This window comes from Nonomuraea mesophila, from assembly GCF_004352805.1.
In the GTDB taxonomy this organism is placed as follows: domain Bacteria; phylum Actinomycetota; class Actinomycetes; order Streptosporangiales; family Streptosporangiaceae; genus Nonomuraea; species Nonomuraea longispora.
On record NZ_SMLD01000021.1, the window covers coordinates 1 to 18,591 of the forward strand.

The following is an 18,591-nucleotide window of genomic DNA, read 5'->3' on the forward strand; positions in this document are numbered from 1 at the left end:
GCCGGTGAGCGCCAACGACACGAGGAAGACGCCGAGCTTTCTCGCCATGGCCGCTCACATTACCGGCATGTACGGCACTTCTCGGGATGTCTCCACACCTGTGGACGGTGCTCGGCCCTGGGACTGATCGTGCGCGCCGGCCCGGAGGCTTCGTATCCGCCGAACACACGGTGGTCGCCGTCGTCGAGCACTCCTTGAGCATCGGCGCAGGCCTGATGTTCCTGGCCGTCGTCCTGCGGGCCTCGCCCAGGGAAGACGCCGCGCCGCCAGGGAATGCCGCAGCCCTCGAATAGGGGTCCTCACGCCGAGCAGAAGCGCAAGGATCCTTGGGCACGCCTCTCACAGGAACCTCCAGAGCGTGGTGCTCGCGCCGTTGTCGTCGGCGAGCACGACCTGCGCGCCCTGGGAGGTGCCGGCGAGGCCGAGCACCCGGCCGCCGTTGGCGCACTGGATCCGGAAGGCGGCCGCCGACCCGTAGCGCAGCCGCCAGCGGTGGTCGTCGGTGCCGTTGTCGGCCCACTGCACGGCACGCGACCCCGAGGCGGTGCCCATGTTCTCCACGCCCAGCACTTTCTGGCTGTTGGAGTTACGCAGCCGCAGGTAGCCGCCGGTGTCGACGATCGCCGTCCACAGGTGGTCGGCGGTCCCGGTGTCGCCCCACTGGATGACGAGCCCGCCGTCGGCCGTGGACATGTCGCTGACGCCGAGCACCATCCCGGTGCCCGCGTTCTGGATGCGCCGCGCGCCGTTCGGTACGAACCGCCACAGGTTGTCCCGGCTGCCGTCGTCGGAGTCCTGGACCACCTGGGCGCCGTTGGCGGTCGATCCGTTCTGGACGGCGAGCAGCTTGGAGCTGTGGACGTTGCGGATCTTGACGGAGCCGTCGCCGGCGTCGGTGACCGTCCAGCGGTGGTCGGCGGTGCCGGTGTCGCCCCACTGGAGCACCCGGGCGTTGTCGGCGGTGGACATGTTCTCGACGCCGAGCACCTTGCCGCTGTGCGCGTTGCGCAAGCGCAGGGCGGTGCCGTCGACGACCGGGATCCAGTCGTGGTCGGCGGTGCCGTTGTCGGTCCACTGCAGGGCCAGGCCGCCGTCGGCGGTGGACATGTCCCGGATGCCGAGGGCCAGCCCGCTGGCCGCGTTGAGCAGCCGGAAGGTGGCCTGGCCGGCGCCGCCCCCGCCGCCGGTGTCCCAGTAGACGACGTAGTTGTGGCCGTGGGCGTCGTGGAAGGGCCCCAGCCGCACCGCCGCCCCGTCGGCGGTGGCGGTGAAGGCCAGCGAGGAGGTGCTGGTCCGGGCGATCGAGGAGACGGTCAGAGCCGGGGCCGACGACAGGCCGGTGCTGCCGTAGTCGCCCGACAACACGACCGGGCCGTAGGTGACGGCCTGCACGTCCGGGTTGTCGTTGGCGGGCGCCATGATGATCCGCATGGGCAGCCGTACGGTCACGGTGTCGCCCGGCGTCCACGACCGGGTGAGGCCGGCGTAGGTGCCCGGCGTGGTGGCGATGTCCTGACGCACGTCGTTGACGCTGATGGTCGCGTCCCGGGTCCAGGCCGGGATGCGGATGCGCATGGTCCACGACCCGCTCACGTCGCCCGTGACCCGCAGCGAGGTGGTGTCGCCGGCCGGGTAGGAGGTGGTCTGGGTGACGGTGATGCCGCGCCGGCTCCAGTCGAGTGTGGAGGGCACGAACAGGTTCACGAACAGGGTGGTGCCGTCGTGGAAATAGATGGAGTCCATCAGCTTGGTGTTGGTCTCGATCCCGGTGCCCTGGCAGCACCAGAAGGAGGTGTAGTCCGTGCTCCAGGTGCCGCCGCCCCAGGCCGGGCCGACGCCCCGCCGTCCGCCCGGGTTGAGCGGGGTGAAGTACGTGACGTGCCCGTGCGCGTTCGCCGGATCCTGCTGCCCGACCAGATGGTTGAGCAGGGCGTTCTCGTAGTAGTCGAAGTAGTCGGCCCGGGTCGGCGACAGCAGCCACAGCTCCCGGGTCAGCTTGAGCATGTTGTAGGTGTTGCACGCCTCGCCGGTGTCCCTGGTCAGGTGGGCGGCGATCGCGTTGGGAGCGCGGAAGTGCTCGGCCTGGCTGTTGGAGCCGTTCGCGTACGTGTGCGTGCCGACGGTGATGGACCAGGCGTTGGCGGCGATGTCGCGGTAACGGGTGGTGCCGGTCGCCTTGTACTCCCGTGCCGCCCCGATCCACTTGGGCACCTGGGTGTTGGCGTGCAACCCGTTGAGACGGTCCTGGTTCGCGGCCAGCGGGTCGAACACGGCGGCGTGGTCGAACCGCTGGGCGGTGGTCAGCCAGCGGGAGTCGCCGGTCATCTGGTACAGGTCCGTCAGTACGGCGTTCATGCCGCCGAACTCGGTGCCGAGCATGGCCTGCATCCGGTCCGGGCCGAGCCGCGACGTGCGGGTGTCCACCCATCCGGCCAGCGCAAGCAGTACGGTCCTGGCCTGGGTGTTGCCGATCAGCCGCCACACGTCCAGCAGCCCGGCCATGGTCTTGTGGATGCAGTAGTAGGGCACGTTGCCGTTGGTCAGGGTGCGGTTCTCCACGGCGGTGATGTCGGACTCGGGGAAGCCGGACAGGTAGCCGCCGGTGAACCCGGCGGCGCCGTTGTTGGCCTGGCATCGGGCCAGTTCGGCGACCATGTGGTCGGCTTTGTCCCGGCAGGTGGTGTCGCCGAGCACGGCGTAGGCCTGCGCCCACGCCGTCAGAAAATGGCCCTGCATGTGGGACCGGAACGGGAAGCTCGGCGCGTCCCAGCCGCCATTGGCCGCCGCGCCGTTGGTGGACAGGCGGTGGTTGGCCCGGAAGACGTACAGCAGCCGGTCGACATCGACGAAGCGCAGGTAGTTCAGGGTGCGGTTCTGGTTGTCCAGCAGGCGGCCGGAGGTCAGCCGCACCTGGCCGAGGTCGAAGGCGTGGGCCGAGACGCCGATGTCGGCTCTGGCCCAGGGGAGTGCGGCCAGAGCGGGGGGCGCGCCGGCCACCTGGCCGGCGGCCGAGAACGCGACGGTCGCACCGGCGGCCTGAAGGAGCTGGCGACGGCTCAAGGACATGCGGGACTCCTCGGCTTCCAGAGACGATGTTAGCGTTAACATCCTGCTGTGCGGAGCTGCACGGCTATGGGGTGAGGACGTTGCCGTGGAGTACATCCGACCGTTCATCCGGCGTCAAGGCCGGCCGGCCGCGCCGAGCCGGGCGTGGCCGGCGAAACACCTTCTCGCCTGGAGTTCCGCCGCCACACGGGCCGCGCCGCGCCGCCGGCGCGGGTGAAAATTTCACCGGATGGCAGCGGGGGGATCGACGTATCCGCTCCACCGCTCGGTCACGCTCAGCGCCGCAGCTCGTTCACTGACTGACGGCCCTCCTGTACAGCCGCGTGGCCAGCGGCACGAACACGACCAGGAGCAGGACCGACCACAGCAGCGACACCGGCACCGCGTGCCGCAGCGGCCAGGCACCGGGCGTGGGGATGGCCGGGCTGGTGTTCCCGAACAGCTCGCGTGCGGCCTGGACGAGCGTGGAGACCGGGTTCCATTCGGCGATCGGCTTCAGCGGTCCGGGCAGCCGCGTGCTGTCGACGAAGGCGTTGGACAGGAAGACCAGCGGGAGCGACACGATGGTGGCGACGTTGTTGAAGACCTCGGGCGTGCGCAGGGTCAGCGCGACCGTGGCCGTCACCCAGGAGAAGGCGTACGCGAACAGCAGGAGCACCAGGAACCCGAGGGCGGCCTCCAGCGGCGAGCTGTGGATGCGCCACCCGGCGAGCAGCCCGACGAGCGTCATGGTGACGATGCTGGTCACGTTCATGATGACATCGCTGATGGTCTGGCCGGTCAGCACCGCCGAGGGCGACATCGGCAGGGTTCGGAACCGGTCGAAGATGCCCTTCTGCAGGTCCTGCGTCAGGGTGTAGCCGGTGATCTGCGCGCTCGTGGTGATCGTCATGACGAAGATGCCGGGGAGCAGGTATTCCGCGTAAGACATGCCGGGCAGGCTGATCATGCTGCCGAAGACGTAGGTGAACAGCAGCACGAACACGATGGGGAGGATGACCACGCCGCCCAGCAGGTCGGGGGCTCTGCGGATCTTCAGGGCGTTGCGCTTGGCGATCGTCATGCCGTCGGCGGCGGCGAGCCGCAGGGTGTTCATCGGACGGTCTCCTTGGTCTTCTCGTCGGCCTGGTGTCCGGTCAGGCTCAGGAACACCTCGTCCAGGGTCGGGCGGCGCAGGCCGGCATCGCGTACGGTGATCCGCTCGGCGGCCAGGTGGCCGAGTGCCTGGGCCAGTGCGGCCGCGCCACCGGCCACCGGGACCGTCACCCGCAGGGCGGCGGAGTCGATCCGGATGTCCCCGATGGCGAGCGGCGCGAGCGTCCTCGCGGCGGTCCGGAGGTGCGCCGCGTCCGTCACCGACAGCTCGATCCGGTCGCCGCCGACCTGGTCCTTCAGCTCGTCGGCGGTGCCGAGCGCGATCACCCGCCCGTGGTCGACCACCGCGATGCGGTCGGCGAGCCGGTCGGCCTCCTCCAGATACTGGGTGGTGAGCAGCACCGTCGTGCCTTCGGCGACGAGCTCGGCGATGACGTCCCACAGGGCGATCCTGGCCCGGGGGTCGAGGCCGGTGGTGGGCTCGTCGAGGAACAGCACGGGGGGGTCGGCGACCAGGGCGCCGGCCAGGTCGAGGCGGCGTCGCATGCCGCCGGACCAGCCCTGCACGGGGCGCTCGGCCGCGTCCGCCAGGTCGAAGCGCTCCAGCAGCTCGCGGGCGCGCTGCCGGCTTCGCCTGGCTCCCAGGTGGTAGAGGCGGCCGACCATCTCCAGGTTCTCGGCGCCGGTGAGGTGGTCGTCGACGGCGGCGTACTGGCCGGAGGCGCCGATGCGGGCGCGCAGCCGGGGCGCGTCGTGGACGACGTCGCATCCGGCCACCGTGGCGTGCCCGGCGTCCGGCTTGAGCAGTGTGGTGAGGATCCGCACGGTGGTGGTCTTGCCGGCGCCGTTCGGGCCGAGCAGCCCGAACACCGTTCCCTCTGCGACGGTCAGGTCCAACCCGTCGAGGGCGGCCACGTCGCCGTACTTCTTGCTCAGTCCTTCGGCCACGATCGCGTCGGGCATGGGGATCTCCTTCGTCAGGAACGGTGGACGACGATGTCGCCGTGAGTGGTGTGGGCCCGCACCTCGACGACGTCGTCCGTCTCGGCGGGGACGTCGCTGGGGTCGAGGGAGACGTCCACGGTGCCGTATCTGGAGCTCACGTCCAGCCAGGCGGCGGTGCCGTCGCGGATGCCGAGATCCAGGCCGCCGCCGGTGGTCTCCATGGTGATCGAGCCGGACACCACCTCGCCGATCTCCACGCTGGCGTACGCGGTTTTGACTCCTACGCCGGCCAGGGCGCGGCCCACGGTCATGTCGCCGTGGGCGCTGTTCAGCCGCAGCTCGCCCGTCACCTCGCGCAGGCGGACGTCGCCGTGGGAGGTCTTGACCGCCGCGCTGCCGTGGATCTCGCCGAGGTGGATGCCGCCGTGCGTGGTGGTGACCTCCGCGTGCCCGGTCGCGCGGGTGACCGAGATGTCGCCGTAGGTGCTCTTCAGCCGTAGCCGGCCGGCGTGCTCGACCCGGATGTCCCCATGGGAGGTGGTGATCGCCACCTCGCCGAGCGGTCCCCGGCACAGGACCGCCGCCGCCGTCCTGACGTCGAGGCGGGAGCCGGCCGGCAGGTCGATCGTCACGTCGACCGAGCCGGGGCCGTGCAGCAGCGAATGTGCCCAGCTCGCGGGCGACTCGACGAGTTTGTCGAGCGAGAGGCCCCAGCCGGCATGCTCCCCGCCGGTCCGTACGAACAGCCTGCCGTCGGCGTACCCGGCCTCGGTGTGCTCGGCGGCTCGTACGTCGGCGTCGTTGAGCCGGTCGCTCGGGCGGACCTCGACGACGGTGTCGGCGCGGTCACTCGCGTTGATCCGGATGGTGGCGGTCGCCAGATCGATGACGGCGGCGATGGATTCGGGAGTGTCGAACGTCGGCACGGAGGTCCCCTCGTCGTGGGCGGGCATGGTCATCAGCGCACCCAGCCGCTGTAGCGGTTGCCGGTCTGCGGAGCCGGGCGCCGGCCGGGGCGGCGACCGGCGTCACCGGGTTGCAGAGCGGCGGAAACGGCCCGGACCAGCCAGGCGTTGACCGACAGCCCGTCCCGGGCGGCCGCCTCCTCGATGCGCGGTTTGAGGTGCTCGGGGACGCGGAGCGAGATCCGGGACGTGCCGCCGTCGTCGGCGTCAGGGGGCGGCAACGGGGCGGGCGGCCCCTCCGCCTGCCCGATGTCGCCTTCCTCCGTGATCGAACGGGTGTCCGGTGGTGGCGTCACGACGAAGGCGGGGTCGCGCCCGCGCAGGCGCACCTCGACAGAGCCTGGCGCGAGGTCCTGGGTGATCTCGTCCGCGGCGGCCGACAGAGCCTCCAGCAGCGCGAGCCGGGTGGCCGACTCGAGCGTCGCGGCGAGCCGTTCCGCCAGCACACGTGCTTCCTCGCCGCCCGCCCCCGCGGCGATCGCGAGCTCGCGGCGGAGGTGATCGACATACGGCGCAAGGTCCATGACGTCATAATGGCATCGCTATGACGCCATGGCAATCGTCCGGTGCGGTCGTCATGGCGTCATGCAGGGGGCAGGCGGCGCGCCGGGGCGGGGGCTACCCGCCGGTCCGGGATCCCGCGGTGCCCGTCGCGCCGGCTCGGAGCAGGTCCGCGACGGGTGAGCCCGACCTCGACGCGCCCGTGGACGCGCGGGTTGAGCAGTGTCGTCCCGTCGAAGTCGCCCGCGGAGGCAGCGCGTCCTCGACCTCGGGCGTGACGTCGTCGCGCTCGATCGCGCCGGTGAAGCCCGCGCCCAGGTGGTACACGTCGATCCTGGACACCTCGATGGGGAGCATGCCTTTCAGGGTGTCGAGGACGACGTCCACGAGGCCCATCGTCCTGGACGGCCGGCTGGGGCTGCCGTTGACGACGACGACCCGCAGGGCCGGGCCTCGCGCGGGCGCGACGACCGGATCGGGTGAGATGACGGTCATGCCGGGCTCTTCTCTCGCAGGGCGACCTCGCGGCGCACGACGGGTGCCACCTCCGTGCCGAGGCGTTCGATGGCCTCCAGGTGCTCCTTCTGCGGCATGCCGCCGAAGCCCATCTGGATGATGGCGCGGGTGACGCCGTACAGCTCGTGATAGGTGAGGAGCTTGTCGACGAGCTCCTGCGGGCTGCCGGCGAGGAGCCCGGCCGCGGGCGACGCCTGCGCGTCGAACGCGGCCCTGGGCAGCCGCAGGCCGACGCCGCGCTGGTGGTTGTTGTCCATCATGCCCCTGGCGAAGTAGGGGTACATGGTGTCGCGCGCGTGCCGGCTGGTGCGGCCGGCGAACCCGTGCGCGTTGATGCTGATCGGCAGGGCGTCCGGGTCGTGCCCGGCCTGCGCCGCCGACCCCCGGTAGAGCTCGACGGTCTGCTGATGGGAGGTGATCGGGCCGAGCAGCAGGGCCAGCGCCATGGGCAGGCCGAGGCGGCCGGTGCTGACGGCGGACGCGGGCGATCCGCCGACGCCGACCCAGATCGGGATGGTCGCGCCGTCGGCCCTCGGCGCGATGTCGGCGTCGACCAGGGGCGCGCGGAAGCGGCCGTGCCAGGTCAGCGGGTTGCTGTCGCGGATCTTGAGCAGGAGGTCGAGCTTCTCGCGGAACAGGTCCGCGTAGTCCTTCAGGTCGTAGCCGAACAGGGGGAAGGACTCGGTGTAGGAGCCGCGGCCGGCGATGATCTCGGCGCGGCCGGCGGACAGCAGGTCGATCGTGGCGAACTGTTCCCAGACGCGTACGGGATCCTCCGAGCTGAGCACGGTGACCGAGCTGGTCAGCCTGATGTGCTCGGTCTTCTCCGCGGCGGCGGCGAGCAGGACGGCCGGCGCCGATCCCACGAAGTCGGTGCGGTGGTGTTCGCCGACGCCGAAGACGTCCAGGCCCACCTGGTCGGCGACCTGCGCCTGCTCGATCGTCTCGCGGACGCGCTGCCGCGGGGAGGGCAGGGCTCCGGTGGACGGGTCCTCGGTGAGTTCCCCGAACGTCATGATGCCGATCTCGAATGGCATGTCGTGTCCTCTCTGGCCGGCGGCACCGGGGGTCTTCCGCCGCCGGTCCACCCGCCATAAATCTATCTGCGCAGACAATTATTCCCGGAATCGTTCGCTGCGCAGGCAGACACATCGGTTGGTTCCCGGGTTGACCTGCCGCTACTGTGCTGCCCATGGAGACCCTGGGAGAGCTCGAAGACCGGGCGTGGCGGGGGTTCCTGCGCACCCATGACCGGATCTGGCGGGAGATCGAGGCCGGGCTCGCTCCGCTGAACGTGAGCATGGCCGAATACAGCGTGCTGGCACTGCTCGGCGAGGCCGGTCAGAACGGCATGCGGATGTCAGAGCTCGCCCAGCTACGCCTGATGTCCAGCGGTGGGTTCACCCGGCTCGCCGACCGGCTCGAGCGGCGCGGCCTGATCGAGCGGCGCCGGTCGGCCGACGACGGCCGTGGCTTCACGGCGGTCCTGACCAAGGAGGGGCGGGCGCTCATGCGCAAGGCGTGGCGCCGGCAGTACGGCGACCTGCGCAGGCTCTTCTTCGACCGGCTCGACGACGAGCAGCTGCGCAACCTCGCCGACGTCTGGGCGCGGCTCGACCCGGACGACGAGGGCGTGCCGAAGCAGGGCTCCTCGGCCTAGGGCGGACCCCACGCGAGTGGCCCTGCCCACGGTTCTCCTGGCGGGCGGTCCCCTGATCACGGCCCGGTCCGTGCGTGACGGGGCCGTGATCCGGGAGGTGCGCTGACGGTCAGGCGCAGGTGTAGCCGGACGGCAGGGCGGTGTCGCCGCCGGGCCTGCTCGCCTGGAAGCCGAAGCTGGTGGTGCTCGCTCCGGGCGCGAGCGTGCCGTTGTGGCCGACGCTCTTGACGGTGACGGTCCGGCCGCTGGTGGTGACGGTGCCGTTCCATGAGCCGGTCAGGGTGTGCCCGGCCGGCAGGGTGAAGGTGACGGTCCAGCTGGTGATCGTCGCGGTGCCGGTGTTGGTGACGGTCAGCGGCTGGATCACGTACCCGTTGCCCCACTGGGACTGCACGGCGGCGGTGGCCGAGCACCCGCCGGTCGTGCCTCCTTGGGTGGTGATCTGGACGGTGCCGGAGACGGGCGAGACGTTGCCGGCGGCGTCGCGCGCCCGGACCTGGTAGCGGTAGGTGGTGTTCGCGGTCAGGCCCGTGTCGGTGAACGAGGTGGTGGCCGAGGTGCCGGCCTGGGTGAACGTTCCGCCCGACGCGCCGGGAGCGCGCAGGATGTCATAGCCGGTCACACCGGTGTCGTCGGTGGAGGCCGTCCAGGTCAGGCTGGTGCCGGTCGCGGTGGTGCCCGAGGCGGTGAGCCCGGCCGGGGCGGTCGGCGGGGTGGTGTCGCCTCCGGTGGAGGTCGTGGTGAAGGTGACCGGCGCCGAGCTGCCCGACAGGTTGCCCGCGCCGTCACGCGCCCGTACGTACACCTGGTATTGGGTGCCGGCGCTCAGCCCGGTCAGGGTGATCGAGGTGGTGGTGGACTGGCCGAGCTGCGGATCGGTGGTGCCCTGCTCCCGGTAGACGGTGTAGCCGGCCAGGCCGGAGCCGCCCTGGTCGGTGGACGCGGTCCAGGTCAGCGTGGCACTGGTGGCGGTCACGCCGGACGCGACAGGGGTGCCCGGCGTGGTCGGCGGCGTGGTGTCGTTCTGGCTGGTGGTCAGTCCGAAGAACTGGATGGCGTAGAGGGCCATGCCGCCCTGCGGGAGAGCGTGTCCGGCGCCCTGGATGCTGTACGCCTCGACCTGCACGGTGCCGGACCGGTCGGCGTACCGGCTGCGGTTCCAGTTCGCCTGCGGGGTGTCGGTGCCGGTCGGGGTCTGGCTCAGCCCGAACACGTCGGTCCACTGGTCGGTCGACTCCCGCAGCAGCGAGTACGGCACGAGCGTGTCGCTGGTGCCGTGCCACAGCTGCATGCGCGGGCGGGTGCCGGAGAATTCCGGGTACACCTGGCGGACCGCGTCGCCCCACTGCTGGGGGGTCCGGTCCATGCTTCCGCCGGTGCACCTGCTGCTGCCGGGCGGATAGTCGGAGGCGCCGGCGAAACAGTCGAAGGGCACGCCCATGAAGGAGGCCCCTGCCTTGAACACGTCCGGGTGCACGGCGAGCATGTGCTGGGTCATCATCCCGCCGGAGGAGCTGCCCGTGGCGTAGACCCGGTCCGGGTCTCCCTGATAGGTCCGCTCGACATGGTCGATCATGGAGAGGAGCGAGACCGGATCGCTGCCGCCGCCGCGCCGCTTGGCGGCGTCCGACCAGGTGTCGAAGCAGTTGCCGAACCCCGCCGACTGGGTGGCGGTCGGGTAGATGACGATGAAGCCGTATCGATCCGCCAGCGAGGCGAACTCACTGCTCTGGTGGAAGCCGGGACCGGAGCCGCCGCAACCATGCATGGCGACCACGATCGCCGGCGAGGACGGGTGCGAGTCCGGCACGTAGACGTGCATCCGCATGTTGCCCGGGTTGCTGCCGAAGGCGGTCACCTCCACCAGGGTGGCGGCGACGGCCGGCGATCCGAGTACCACGGTCATGACGGCGACGAGCGCCGTGGCGCAGGCACCGGCCAGCACCGTGGTCAATCGTGTCATTCGAGCTCCTCCTCTCCGTGTCCGCGGCGCGCCGCACATCGGTCCGCCGCGTACAGACCTCGGTCGCTGGAAAATAGAAGGGCCGCAATCCACCGTCAATGCTCGCCCGGCGCGCGTGCCCGGCCGTTCACCTGGCGAAGCGCTGTTTCCGCTGGTTATCAAGTAACTTGTTATCAATGTCCTTGATACCGGTGCGCGAAACTTACATCGGGCTCCGTTCCGACGGCGCGCGATATCGTCTCCTGGTGACCGATCCGGGTGTCCCCGCGGCCGCTGCACCGGACGCACCGCCGCCCCATGTGAGCTACCTGGTGTTCCGGCTGGAACGCCGCATCCGCGCCTGCCTGGATGAAGCGCTCGCCCGGCACGGCATGACGACCACCGAATACATGGCGCTCAGCGAGCTGCGCCTGCGCGACGCCCCATCCTCGGCCGACCTGGCCCGCATCGCCTTCGTCACCCCGCAGGCGATGAACCTGGTCATCCGCAATCTCGAACAACGCGGCCTGATCCGCCGCGACCCGCATCCCCGTGGCGGCCGCGCTCTGCGCACCCGCCTCACCCCGGAGGGCCTGAGCACCCTCCGGCGATGCGACCGCTCGCTCGACACGATCGAGGCCGTCATGCTCGCCGAGATCGACGACCCGGACCGCACGACACTCGCGGAAACGCTCACGCTGTGCGCCCGGGCCCTCCACCCGGACACGCGGGCCCTGGAGCCGGTCCTTCGCTCGCAGGAGCCACCACCGCCGCCCTGGCCATAGCGTGGGCCACGGGTCGATTCCCGGCCTTTTCCGCCGGTGGATGCCGCCCACGCGAGCGCGCGGTGGAATTCGCGGCGAGAAAGGGGCTTGGGGCAGATTTGTGAGAACGATAGAGTCTGGCCGTAAAAGCGAATCCGTGCCCGGGTTGAGGAGGGGTTGTCCATCACGTCCTTGTCCCTGCCGCAACCCCCTGCGAAGGCGCCGGAGTCCGGGCGAGACGCGCTGATCGTGTGCGAGAGCCTGGTGCGGATCTACCAGTCCGGATCGGTCGAGGTACAGGCACTGCAGGGGCTGGACCTGGTCGTGGACGGCGGGGAGATGGTGGCCGTCGTCGGCGCGTCCGGGTCGGGAAAGTCGACGTTGCTGTCCATCCTGGCCGGGGTCGACGCTCCCACCGCCGGGCGCGTACGGGTCGATCGGTGGAACCTGCTGGACATGTCGCGTGCCGATCAGGTGCGGTACCGGCGGCACACCGTGGGCCTCGTACGCCAGCAGACGGCCGCCAACCTCATCCCCTACCTGACCGCGCGGCAGATGGTCGACCTGCCGATGACCGCGGCCCGCACCCCCGGCCGGGTACGCCGCAGGCGCGCCGCCGAGTTGCTGGACCTGCTCGGCGTCGCCGACTGCGCCGGGCGGCGGCCCGCGCACCTGTCCGGCGGGCAGCAGATGCGCGTGGCCATCGCGGTGGCCCTAGCCAACGAGCCCAGGGTGCTGCTGGCCGACGAGCCGACCGGGGAACTCGACAGCGCCACGTCGGCCGAGGTGTTCGGGGTGCTGCGGGAGATCAACCGGCGGCTGGGCGTCACCGTCGTCATCGTGACCCACGATCCCGCGGTCAGCGGGCAGGTGGAGCGCACGGTGGCGATCCGCGACGGGCGCACGAGCAGCGAGGTGCTGCGGCGTACCACCACCGGGGACGACGGCGCCCCGCAGGTGATCGCGGAGGAGTACGCGGTGATGGACCGGGCGGGGCGGGTCCAGGTCCCGCGCGACTACCGGGAGGCGCTGGCGCTGACGCGGCGGGTCCGGCTGGTGCTGGAGGCCGATCACGTCGCGATCCGTCCCGACGGCGACGGGCCCGGATGAACGGCGGGCCGCTGGTGAGGGTGCGCGGCGTTCATCGCCGGTACGGCAGCGGGGCGACCGCCGTGCACGCGGTGCGGGACGTGACGTTCGAGCTCGCGACCGGCACCATGACCGCCCTCGTCGGACGGTCCGGCTCCGGCAAGACGACGCTGCTCAACATCATCGGCGGCCTGGACCGGCCGGACTCCGGTACGGTCCACGTCGACGGAACGGACGTCACCGCCCTCGACGAGGACGGCCTGTCCCTGTTACGGCGGGAGAAGGTGTCGTACGTCTTCCAGACCTTCGGCCTGATCCCGGTGTTGTCGGCCGCGGAGAACGTGGGCGCCCCGCTGCGGCTGGCCCGCGTACCGCCGGTGGAGCGTGAGCGCCGGGTCGCGCTGCTGCTGGAACTCGTCGGACTGGCCGCCCACGCCGAGCAGCTTCCCGGTGAGCTGTCCGGCGGGCAGCAGCAGCGGGTGGCGATCGCCCGCGCGCTGGCCGCGTCGCCCCGGCTGCTGATCGCTGACGAGCCGACCGGGCAGCTCGACGCCGAGACCGGCCTGTCGGTGATGGCGCTGCTGCGCGGGGTGGTGGAGTCGGAGGGGGTGACGGCGCTGGTCTCCACGCATGACCCGACGATGCTCGCGCTGGCCGACCGGGTGATCCGCATCGACGACGGGCGGCTCGGCCACCATCCCGGCATGCCTCCTGACGGGCGCTCCGACGGCCGGGGCGATTCGTGATCCTTGAGAGCCGTCCGTGCTGAGGCTGGTCGCCCGGCGAGCCCGTGCGCAATGGCCCCTGCTGGCCGCCCTCCTGGCCGTCGCCTTGGTCGGCCCCACGCTGCTCGGCACCTGTGCCCTCCTGCTCACCCGTACCGCCGAGCAGGCGCTGGAGACCGCCGCCGCTCGCGCCACCCCCGACCAGGTCGACGTCACCGCCTACACCGTCACCATTCGCGGTGAACACGCGAGATCCGTCGCCGACGACACCCGCGCCGCGCTGACCTCGGCCCTCGCTCCGTTCGCGACGACGACGGCCGCACGCACGTCGACCGTGATGCGGTCGATGCCCGGCGCCGGTGTCCCGGCCGTGGCGTACCTGTCGGGGGTGGAGGACCTGCCGGCCCGCACCCAACTGGCCGGCGGTCGCCTGCCTCGGGCGGGTGCCGCGCCGGCCGAGGCCGTGGTCCTGGAGAGCACCGCGCGGCAGCTCGGCCTGACCGTCGGCAGCCGGGTCGGCCTCGGCAGGGAGCTGGCCGACGATCCCGAGCAGGGGGTCGAGGTGAGCGTGATCGGGATCGTACGCCCGCTGCCGGGCACCGGCTGGGATCGCGACCCCCTCGCCGCCGCCGGCTACGACCTGGCCTACCGCGACGGCCGCTCCGCACAGCCGGTTCACGCGTACGGGCCGTTCCTCGTCGACCTCGCCGACCTGCTCGGCGGCGGCTCCACCCTCGACCGGCTGGAGATCACCGCCCACCCCGACCTGTCCGCCCCCTCCGTCCGCGACCTCGACACCGTCACCCACGCCGTGCTCGGCGCCGACCGCCGGCTGGGGCAGACGCTCGGCGACCGCGTACGCATCCAGCGCGTCGCCTCCCGGCTGCCCTCGACCCTGCTGGCCGCGCACGACCAGCAGCGGGTCACCACGGCCGCCGTGCTCGCCGTCGCCGCCATCGGACTCGTCCTGACCGCGACCGCTCTCGCCCTCGCCGGCCGGCTCAGCGCCGGTGTGCGCGGCGACGAGACCACCCTGCTGTCCGCGCTGGGCGCCGGCCGCGGACAGCTCGCCGGCGCCGCGGTCGCCGAGGCCGGCGCGCTCGCCGTGCTCGCCACCGCGGTCGCGATCCCGGCCTCGTCCGCCCTGCACGCCGGGCTGACCCGGCTGCCGCCCATGGCCGGAGCCGGGCTCGCCACGCCCTTCGGCGTGAACGCCGCACAGGTGGCGTCCGTCGCCGGCGGCGCGCTGGCGCTGGCGGCGGTGCTCATCGTGCCCTCGCTGCGGACCTGGTCCGCCGGTGTGCGCGGGCGGCGGGAGCTGCTCGCCCGGTCCGGCGCCGACGTGCTGCTCGTGGCGCTCGCCGCCGTCGGCTGGTGGCAGCTGCGCGACCAGCCGGCCGGCTCCGGCTCGCCCATCGACACGGTACGGGTGCTCGCTCCCGCGCTGCTGCTCATCGCCGGATCGGCAGTGGCATTGCGCCTGGTGTGGCCCGCGCTGCGCGTCGTGGAACGGCTGGCCGTCCGGGCCCGGGGGCTGATGGTGCCGCTGGCCGCGTTCGAAGCCGCCCGCAGGCCGCAGGCGGTCGCGGCGGGGCTGCTGGTCGGGCTGGGCTGCGCGGCGGCCACGTACGGGGTCGGGTTCGACGCCACGTGGCAGCGCTCCCAGCAGGACCAGGCCGATCTGTCCGTCGGCACCGATCTCGCGCTCACCCTCGCCGCCCCGCCCGCCGCCGGGCAGGGCGCGGTGGTCCGGGCGGCCGGCGGAGGAGAGGTGAGTCCCGCGACCGATCGGGGCATCGCGGTCGGGCAGTGGCTCGGCGGCGCCGGTGACCCGCCGCGGCTGATCGCCGTGGACACCACGCGCGCCGGGGCGCTGCTGCGCGGGCGGCTGAACGACGGCCGCACCTGGAACGCCGTCGGCGCCGCGCTCGCGCCGCAGGCCCGCGCCGCCGGTGTTCCCGTGCCGGCCGGGGCCGGGCTCTCCCTGACCGGGAACGCGACCGGCGCGACGCCGCTCACCGTGACGCCCCGGCTGCTGCTGCAGGACGCGACAGGGCTGCGTACACCGTGCACCGGCGCGCCCATCCCGCTCGACGGGAAAACACATCCGCTGCCGGACTGCGCGACGGCCGAAGGGCTGCGGCTGGTCGCGGTGTCCCTGCCGATCGCGATCGCGACGGGGAACGTGGGCACCGGCTACTCCCATGCCCTGGCGGAACCCCCGGCGGGCGACAGCCGCGTCGCCGTGACGCTCACCGTGGCGGGAACCGGCGCTGAGACACCACCCTGGACCGCCACCTCCGCCGGACCGGCCCCCGGGCAGCTCGGCAACCCGGCCGTCGCCCTGACCGGCACCTCCGCGGGCACCGAGCTGAGGATGACCACGACCGTCGCGCTGAAGGGCCCGCCGGACGCCGCCAGGACCCTGGTCGCCACCGCCTTCCCGGCCCCCGGCCCGGTGCCCGTCGCCGTCTCGGCCCGCTTCGCCGACGAGGCGGGCGCCCGGCGCGGCTCCCGGCTCGACCTCACCGTCGGGCTCACCCCCGTCCAGGTCACCGTGGCCGAGGTGCTGCCCGCCGTGCCGTCCGCTCCGGGCGCCGCGGCCGTCCTGGCCGACTTCGACGCCCTCTCCCGTGCCCTCGCCGTCAGCGGCGACTTCGACGTACCCGTGGACGCGTGGTGGGTCGGCCATCCCACCCGAGGCGACGCGGCCGATCTCCGCCTCGGCGCCGTCACCACGCGCGCGTCCGAGACCGCCCGGCTCACCGGCGGCCCGCTGCGGGCGGGGCTGCCGGCGGTGCTCCGGCTGCTCGTCCCGGCCGCGGTGCTGCTGATGATCGCCGGGATCGTCCTGCACGTGACGTTCGACCTGCGGGCCCGCGCGGTCGAGGTGGCGCGCCTGCGGGGTCTCGGGATGACCCGGCGCGAGATCCGTACCGTGCTGCTCGGCCAGCACGTCGGCATCCTGCTGCCGCTGCTCGCGGCGGGCGCGGTCGTCGGCGCGCTGGCCACCCGCGTCGTCGCGCCGCTGCTCGTCCGCTCCGACACCGGCGCCGCTCCCGTGCCCGAGGTCCTGCCCGTCTGGCCGTGGGCCGCCGAGGCCGCCCTGCTCACCGGGCTGTCGGCCGGGTGCGCGCTGGCGGTGGGCGTGGTGGTCGTCGTCCAGGCCCGGCTCGCCGATGCCGCGTACCTGCGGGTGGCGTCGTGAGGATCCCGGCACCGCACTGGCCCAACGTCGCCGGCCGCGCCCGCGCGGACGCCGGGCCGCTGCTCCTGGCCGCCCTCGTGGTGGTGGCCGTCACGTTGCTCGCCGGAGCGATGCCGCCGCTGTTGTCCGCGACCGCCGACGCCGCCGTACGCGACGCCGTACGCACGGACGGCGGCCACCTCCAGGTCCACGCCCGCATGGAGGACGACAGCGGGCCGAACGCCGGCCGCCTCCGGCACCCCCGCCTCGCCGAGGACGTCGACGACTTCCGCACCAGGGCGACCGACGAACTCGGCCCCGGCCTGCGCGCCGCCCTGCATCCACCCGTCGCCACCGTCATCAGCCCCACCCTCAAGATCACCGACGGCAGTGTGCTGCGGACGTTCCAGCTCGCCTACGTGGCTCGCGACGGCGGGCCCGGCGTGACCTGGATCGCGGGCGGCCCGCCCCGGCCCACCGCCTCCAGGACGGCGTCGGTTCCCTACGGCGCGCCGCCGTGGCCGGTGCAGGTGGGCCTGTCGGAGGCGGACGCCGCCGCCCTGCAGATCCGTCCCGGCGCCCGCCTGCCGCTGGCCGACGAGCAGGGGAACGTCAAGAAGGTCCAGGTCAGCGGCATCTTCCGGCCCCGGGACAGCGCCGATCCCGCCTGGCGGCTCGTGCCCTCGCTGCTGAGCCCCGTCACCGGCGCGGACGGCACGGGAAGCACCCGGTTCGCCGGGCTGCTGTCCCGCGACTCGCTGCCCGACGCCCGGCTCGCCTTCGCCCAGGACGAGCTGCGGCGTACCGCTTGGTTCACGCCCGACCCCGCCCGGCTCACCTGGGCCGTGGTCCCGTCGGTCGTCGCGAAGGTGGTCGCGCTCAAGGCGGCCTCCGGCTCCTCCGGCGCCAGGGACGGCTCGCTGAAGTGGGAGACCCGGCTCGACGGGGTGCTGCGGGACGTCGGCTCCCAGGTCGATGCCGCGTTCGCGCAAGCGTCCGTGCTGCTCCTCACCCTGCTCGCCGTCGCCGTCCTGGTCCTGCTGCTCGCCGCCGACCTGCTGGTGCACCGCCGCGCTCCCGCCCTGGCCGCCGCCCGGCGGAGAGGGATGTCGCTCCCGGTGATCGCGGGCGAGCTGCTGCTCGAATCCGCCGTGCTGGCGCTGGTGGCCGCGGCGGCCGGGCTCGGCCTGGCCAGGGCCGTCGCGCCGGGGGTCTCCTTGGAGTGGATCGCGCCCGTGGTGGTCTCCGCCGTCGCCGCCGGACCGGCGTTCGGGACGCTCGCCGCCGCCCGCGCCACGCGGGACCGCCGCGTCCCGGCCAACCGGAGTGCGCGGCGGTGGGTGCGTAACACCGTACGGCTGCGGCGGGCCGCACTCGAGACCGGGGTGCTGGCGGCCGCGGCCGGCGCCCTCGTCGCTCTGTACCAGCGTGGAATCGGTGGCGGGGTGCTGCCCGCGAGCGCGCCCGCCCTCTGCGCCATCGCGGGCGCGCTCATGCTGGCGCGGCTGCTGCCCCTCGCGACGCGCTTCGTGCTCAGGCGGCTGCTGCGGTCGAGCCGGCCGCTGGCGGTGTTCGGGGCCGCGAGGGCGGCGGCGACCTCGGCCCGGGTGCTGCCGCTGCCGGCGCTCGTGACCTCCGTGGCCTTGACCGCGTACGCGCTCACCCTCGGTGCCGCTGTCGGCCACGGGAGCGCGGACGGCCCGCTGGCCTCGGGACTGCTGCGGCTGGCATGGGTCTCGGCGGTGACCCTTCCGGTCCTGGGCCTGCTCGGACTCGCGCTCGGCACGGCGGCCGGCGCGCCGGAGCGATGGCTGACCCTGACCCGGCTGCGCACCCTCGGGCTGCGCCCCAGGGAGGCGCGCTGGGTCGCCGCGGGAGAACTGCTGCCGCCGGTGGTGGTCGCCGCTGTGTGCGGGCCGCTGCTCGGGGTGGTGCTCGCCCGCCTGACGTTCGGCTCGCTCGCCCTGCACCTGCTCACCGGCGCGGATCCGGCCGTGGCGTTGCCGTGGTGGGGGATCGGCCTGGTGGCGGTCGTGTTCCTGGCGGCGGTCGCCGTCGTGGTGCCCGTCGAATCGGCGCTACGCCGGCGACGACGGCTGAGCGAGGTACTCCGCGCGGGCGACAGCTGAGCCGGCC

14 protein-coding genes are annotated in these 18,591 nt (G+C 72.9%); 6 read left to right on the top strand and 8 right to left on the bottom strand.

The window, feature by feature from the left end; translation table 11 throughout:
• Positions 1-339: 339 nt before the first annotated feature.
• From E1295_RS10965 to E1295_RS10995, 7 genes are all read right to left on the bottom strand, one after another.
• Entirely contained in the window at positions 340-3,066 is a 2,727-nt protein-coding gene (locus E1295_RS10965) for a beta-L-arabinofuranosidase domain-containing protein (RefSeq protein ID WP_132630141.1), read from the bottom strand.
• A gap of 292 nt (positions 3,067-3,358) precedes the next feature.
• On the bottom strand, positions 3,359-4,162 hold the full coding sequence (locus E1295_RS10970; RefSeq protein ID WP_132630142.1) for an ABC transporter permease: 804 nt from the start codon (positions 4,160-4,162) through the stop codon (positions 3,359-3,361).
• The gene (locus E1295_RS10975; RefSeq protein ID WP_132630143.1) at positions 4,159-5,124 is read right to left on the bottom strand and encodes an ATP-binding cassette domain-containing protein; all 966 of its coding nucleotides are present in this window, start codon (positions 5,122-5,124) and stop codon (positions 4,159-4,161) included. The genes E1295_RS10970 and E1295_RS10975 overlap by 4 nt, the downstream gene beginning before the upstream one ends.
• A gap of 14 nt (positions 5,125-5,138) precedes the next feature.
• The gene (locus tag E1295_RS10980; protein WP_246079971.1) at positions 5,139-6,065 is read right to left on the bottom strand and encodes a DUF4097 family beta strand repeat-containing protein; all 927 of its coding nucleotides are present in this window, start codon (positions 6,063-6,065) and stop codon (positions 5,139-5,141) included.
• The gene (locus E1295_RS10985; RefSeq protein WP_132630144.1) at positions 6,065-6,595 is read right to left on the bottom strand and encodes a toxin-antitoxin system HicB family antitoxin; all 531 of its coding nucleotides are present in this window, start codon (positions 6,593-6,595) and stop codon (positions 6,065-6,067) included. Before E1295_RS10985 ends, E1295_RS10980 begins: the two co-directional genes overlap by 1 nt.
• A gap of 94 nt (positions 6,596-6,689) precedes the next feature.
• Complete coding sequence (locus E1295_RS10990) at positions 6,690-7,067, bottom strand: hypothetical protein (protein WP_132630145.1); 378 nt, start codon at positions 7,065-7,067, stop codon at positions 6,690-6,692.
• The gene (locus E1295_RS10995) at positions 7,064-8,125 is read right to left on the bottom strand and encodes an LLM class flavin-dependent oxidoreductase (protein ID WP_132630146.1); all 1,062 of its coding nucleotides are present in this window, start codon (positions 8,123-8,125) and stop codon (positions 7,064-7,066) included. Before E1295_RS10995 ends, E1295_RS10990 begins: the two co-directional genes overlap by 4 nt.
• 155 nt (positions 8,126-8,280) lie before the next feature.
• Here E1295_RS10995 and E1295_RS11000 point away from each other — a divergent pair, with 155 nt between their 5' ends.
• Entirely contained in the window at positions 8,281-8,748 is a 468-nt protein-coding gene (locus E1295_RS11000; RefSeq protein ID WP_220448649.1) for a MarR family winged helix-turn-helix transcriptional regulator, read from the top strand.
• A gap of 109 nt (positions 8,749-8,857) precedes the next feature.
• On the opposite strand, the gene E1295_RS50815 is transcribed toward E1295_RS11000, so the two are convergent.
• On the bottom strand, positions 8,858-10,711 hold the full coding sequence (locus E1295_RS50815) for an extracellular catalytic domain type 1 short-chain-length polyhydroxyalkanoate depolymerase (RefSeq protein WP_132630147.1): 1,854 nt from the start codon (positions 10,709-10,711) through the stop codon (positions 8,858-8,860).
• A gap of 245 nt (positions 10,712-10,956) precedes the next feature.
• Between E1295_RS50815 and E1295_RS11010 the strand changes: the two genes are divergently transcribed.
• From E1295_RS11010 to E1295_RS11030, 5 genes are all read left to right on the top strand, one after another.
• Positions 10,957-11,475, top strand: a complete 519-nt coding sequence (locus E1295_RS11010) for a MarR family winged helix-turn-helix transcriptional regulator (RefSeq protein ID WP_246079972.1) — start codon at positions 10,957-10,959, stop codon at positions 11,473-11,475.
• 156 nt (positions 11,476-11,631) lie between these two features.
• Positions 11,632-12,564, top strand: coding sequence for an ABC transporter ATP-binding protein (locus tag E1295_RS11015; RefSeq protein ID WP_132630148.1), 933 nt, complete (start codon positions 11,632-11,634; stop codon positions 12,562-12,564).
• Complete coding sequence (locus E1295_RS11020; protein ID WP_132630149.1) at positions 12,561-13,289, top strand: ABC transporter ATP-binding protein; 729 nt, start codon at positions 12,561-12,563, stop codon at positions 13,287-13,289. Before E1295_RS11015 ends, E1295_RS11020 begins: the two co-directional genes overlap by 4 nt.
• 16 nt (positions 13,290-13,305) lie before the next feature.
• On the top strand, positions 13,306-16,476 hold the full coding sequence (locus E1295_RS11025; RefSeq protein ID WP_166427172.1) for an FtsX-like permease family protein: 3,171 nt from the start codon (positions 13,306-13,308) through the stop codon (positions 16,474-16,476).
• Entirely contained in the window at positions 16,473-18,584 is a 2,112-nt protein-coding gene (locus E1295_RS11030) for an FtsX-like permease family protein (RefSeq protein ID WP_132630150.1), read from the top strand. The genes E1295_RS11025 and E1295_RS11030 overlap by 4 nt, the downstream gene beginning before the upstream one ends.
• Positions 18,585-18,591 lie beyond the last annotated feature (7 nt).

Excerpts from the sequence above, each read along its gene's own strand:
- E1295_RS10965 (WP_132630141.1), bottom strand. The coding sequence starts at position 3,066 with ATGTCCTTGAGCCGTCGCCAGCTCCTTCAGGCCGCCGGTGCGACCGTC.
- E1295_RS10970 (WP_132630142.1), bottom strand. The coding sequence starts at position 4,162 with ATGAACACCCTGCGGCTCGCCGCCGCCGACGGCATGACGATCGCCAAG.
- E1295_RS10975 (WP_132630143.1), bottom strand. The coding sequence starts at position 5,124 with ATGCCCGACGCGATCGTGGCCGAAGGACTGAGCAAGAAGTACGGCGAC.
- E1295_RS10980 (WP_246079971.1), bottom strand. The coding sequence starts at position 6,065 with ATGACCATGCCCGCCCACGACGAGGGGACCTCCGTGCCGACGTTCGAC.
- E1295_RS10985 (WP_132630144.1), bottom strand. The coding sequence starts at position 6,595 with ATGGACCTTGCGCCGTATGTCGATCACCTCCGCCGCGAGCTCGCGATC.
- E1295_RS10990 (WP_132630145.1), bottom strand. The coding sequence starts at position 7,067 with ATGACCGTCATCTCACCCGATCCGGTCGTCGCGCCCGCGCGAGGCCCG.
- E1295_RS10995 (WP_132630146.1), bottom strand. The coding sequence starts at position 8,125 with ATGCCATTCGAGATCGGCATCATGACGTTCGGGGAACTCACCGAGGAC.
- E1295_RS11000 (WP_220448649.1), top strand. The coding sequence starts at position 8,281 with ATGGAGACCCTGGGAGAGCTCGAAGACCGGGCGTGGCGGGGGTTCCTG.
- E1295_RS50815 (WP_132630147.1), bottom strand. The coding sequence starts at position 10,711 with ATGACACGATTGACCACGGTGCTGGCCGGTGCCTGCGCCACGGCGCTC.
- E1295_RS11020 (WP_132630149.1), top strand. The coding sequence starts at position 12,561 with ATGAACGGCGGGCCGCTGGTGAGGGTGCGCGGCGTTCATCGCCGGTAC.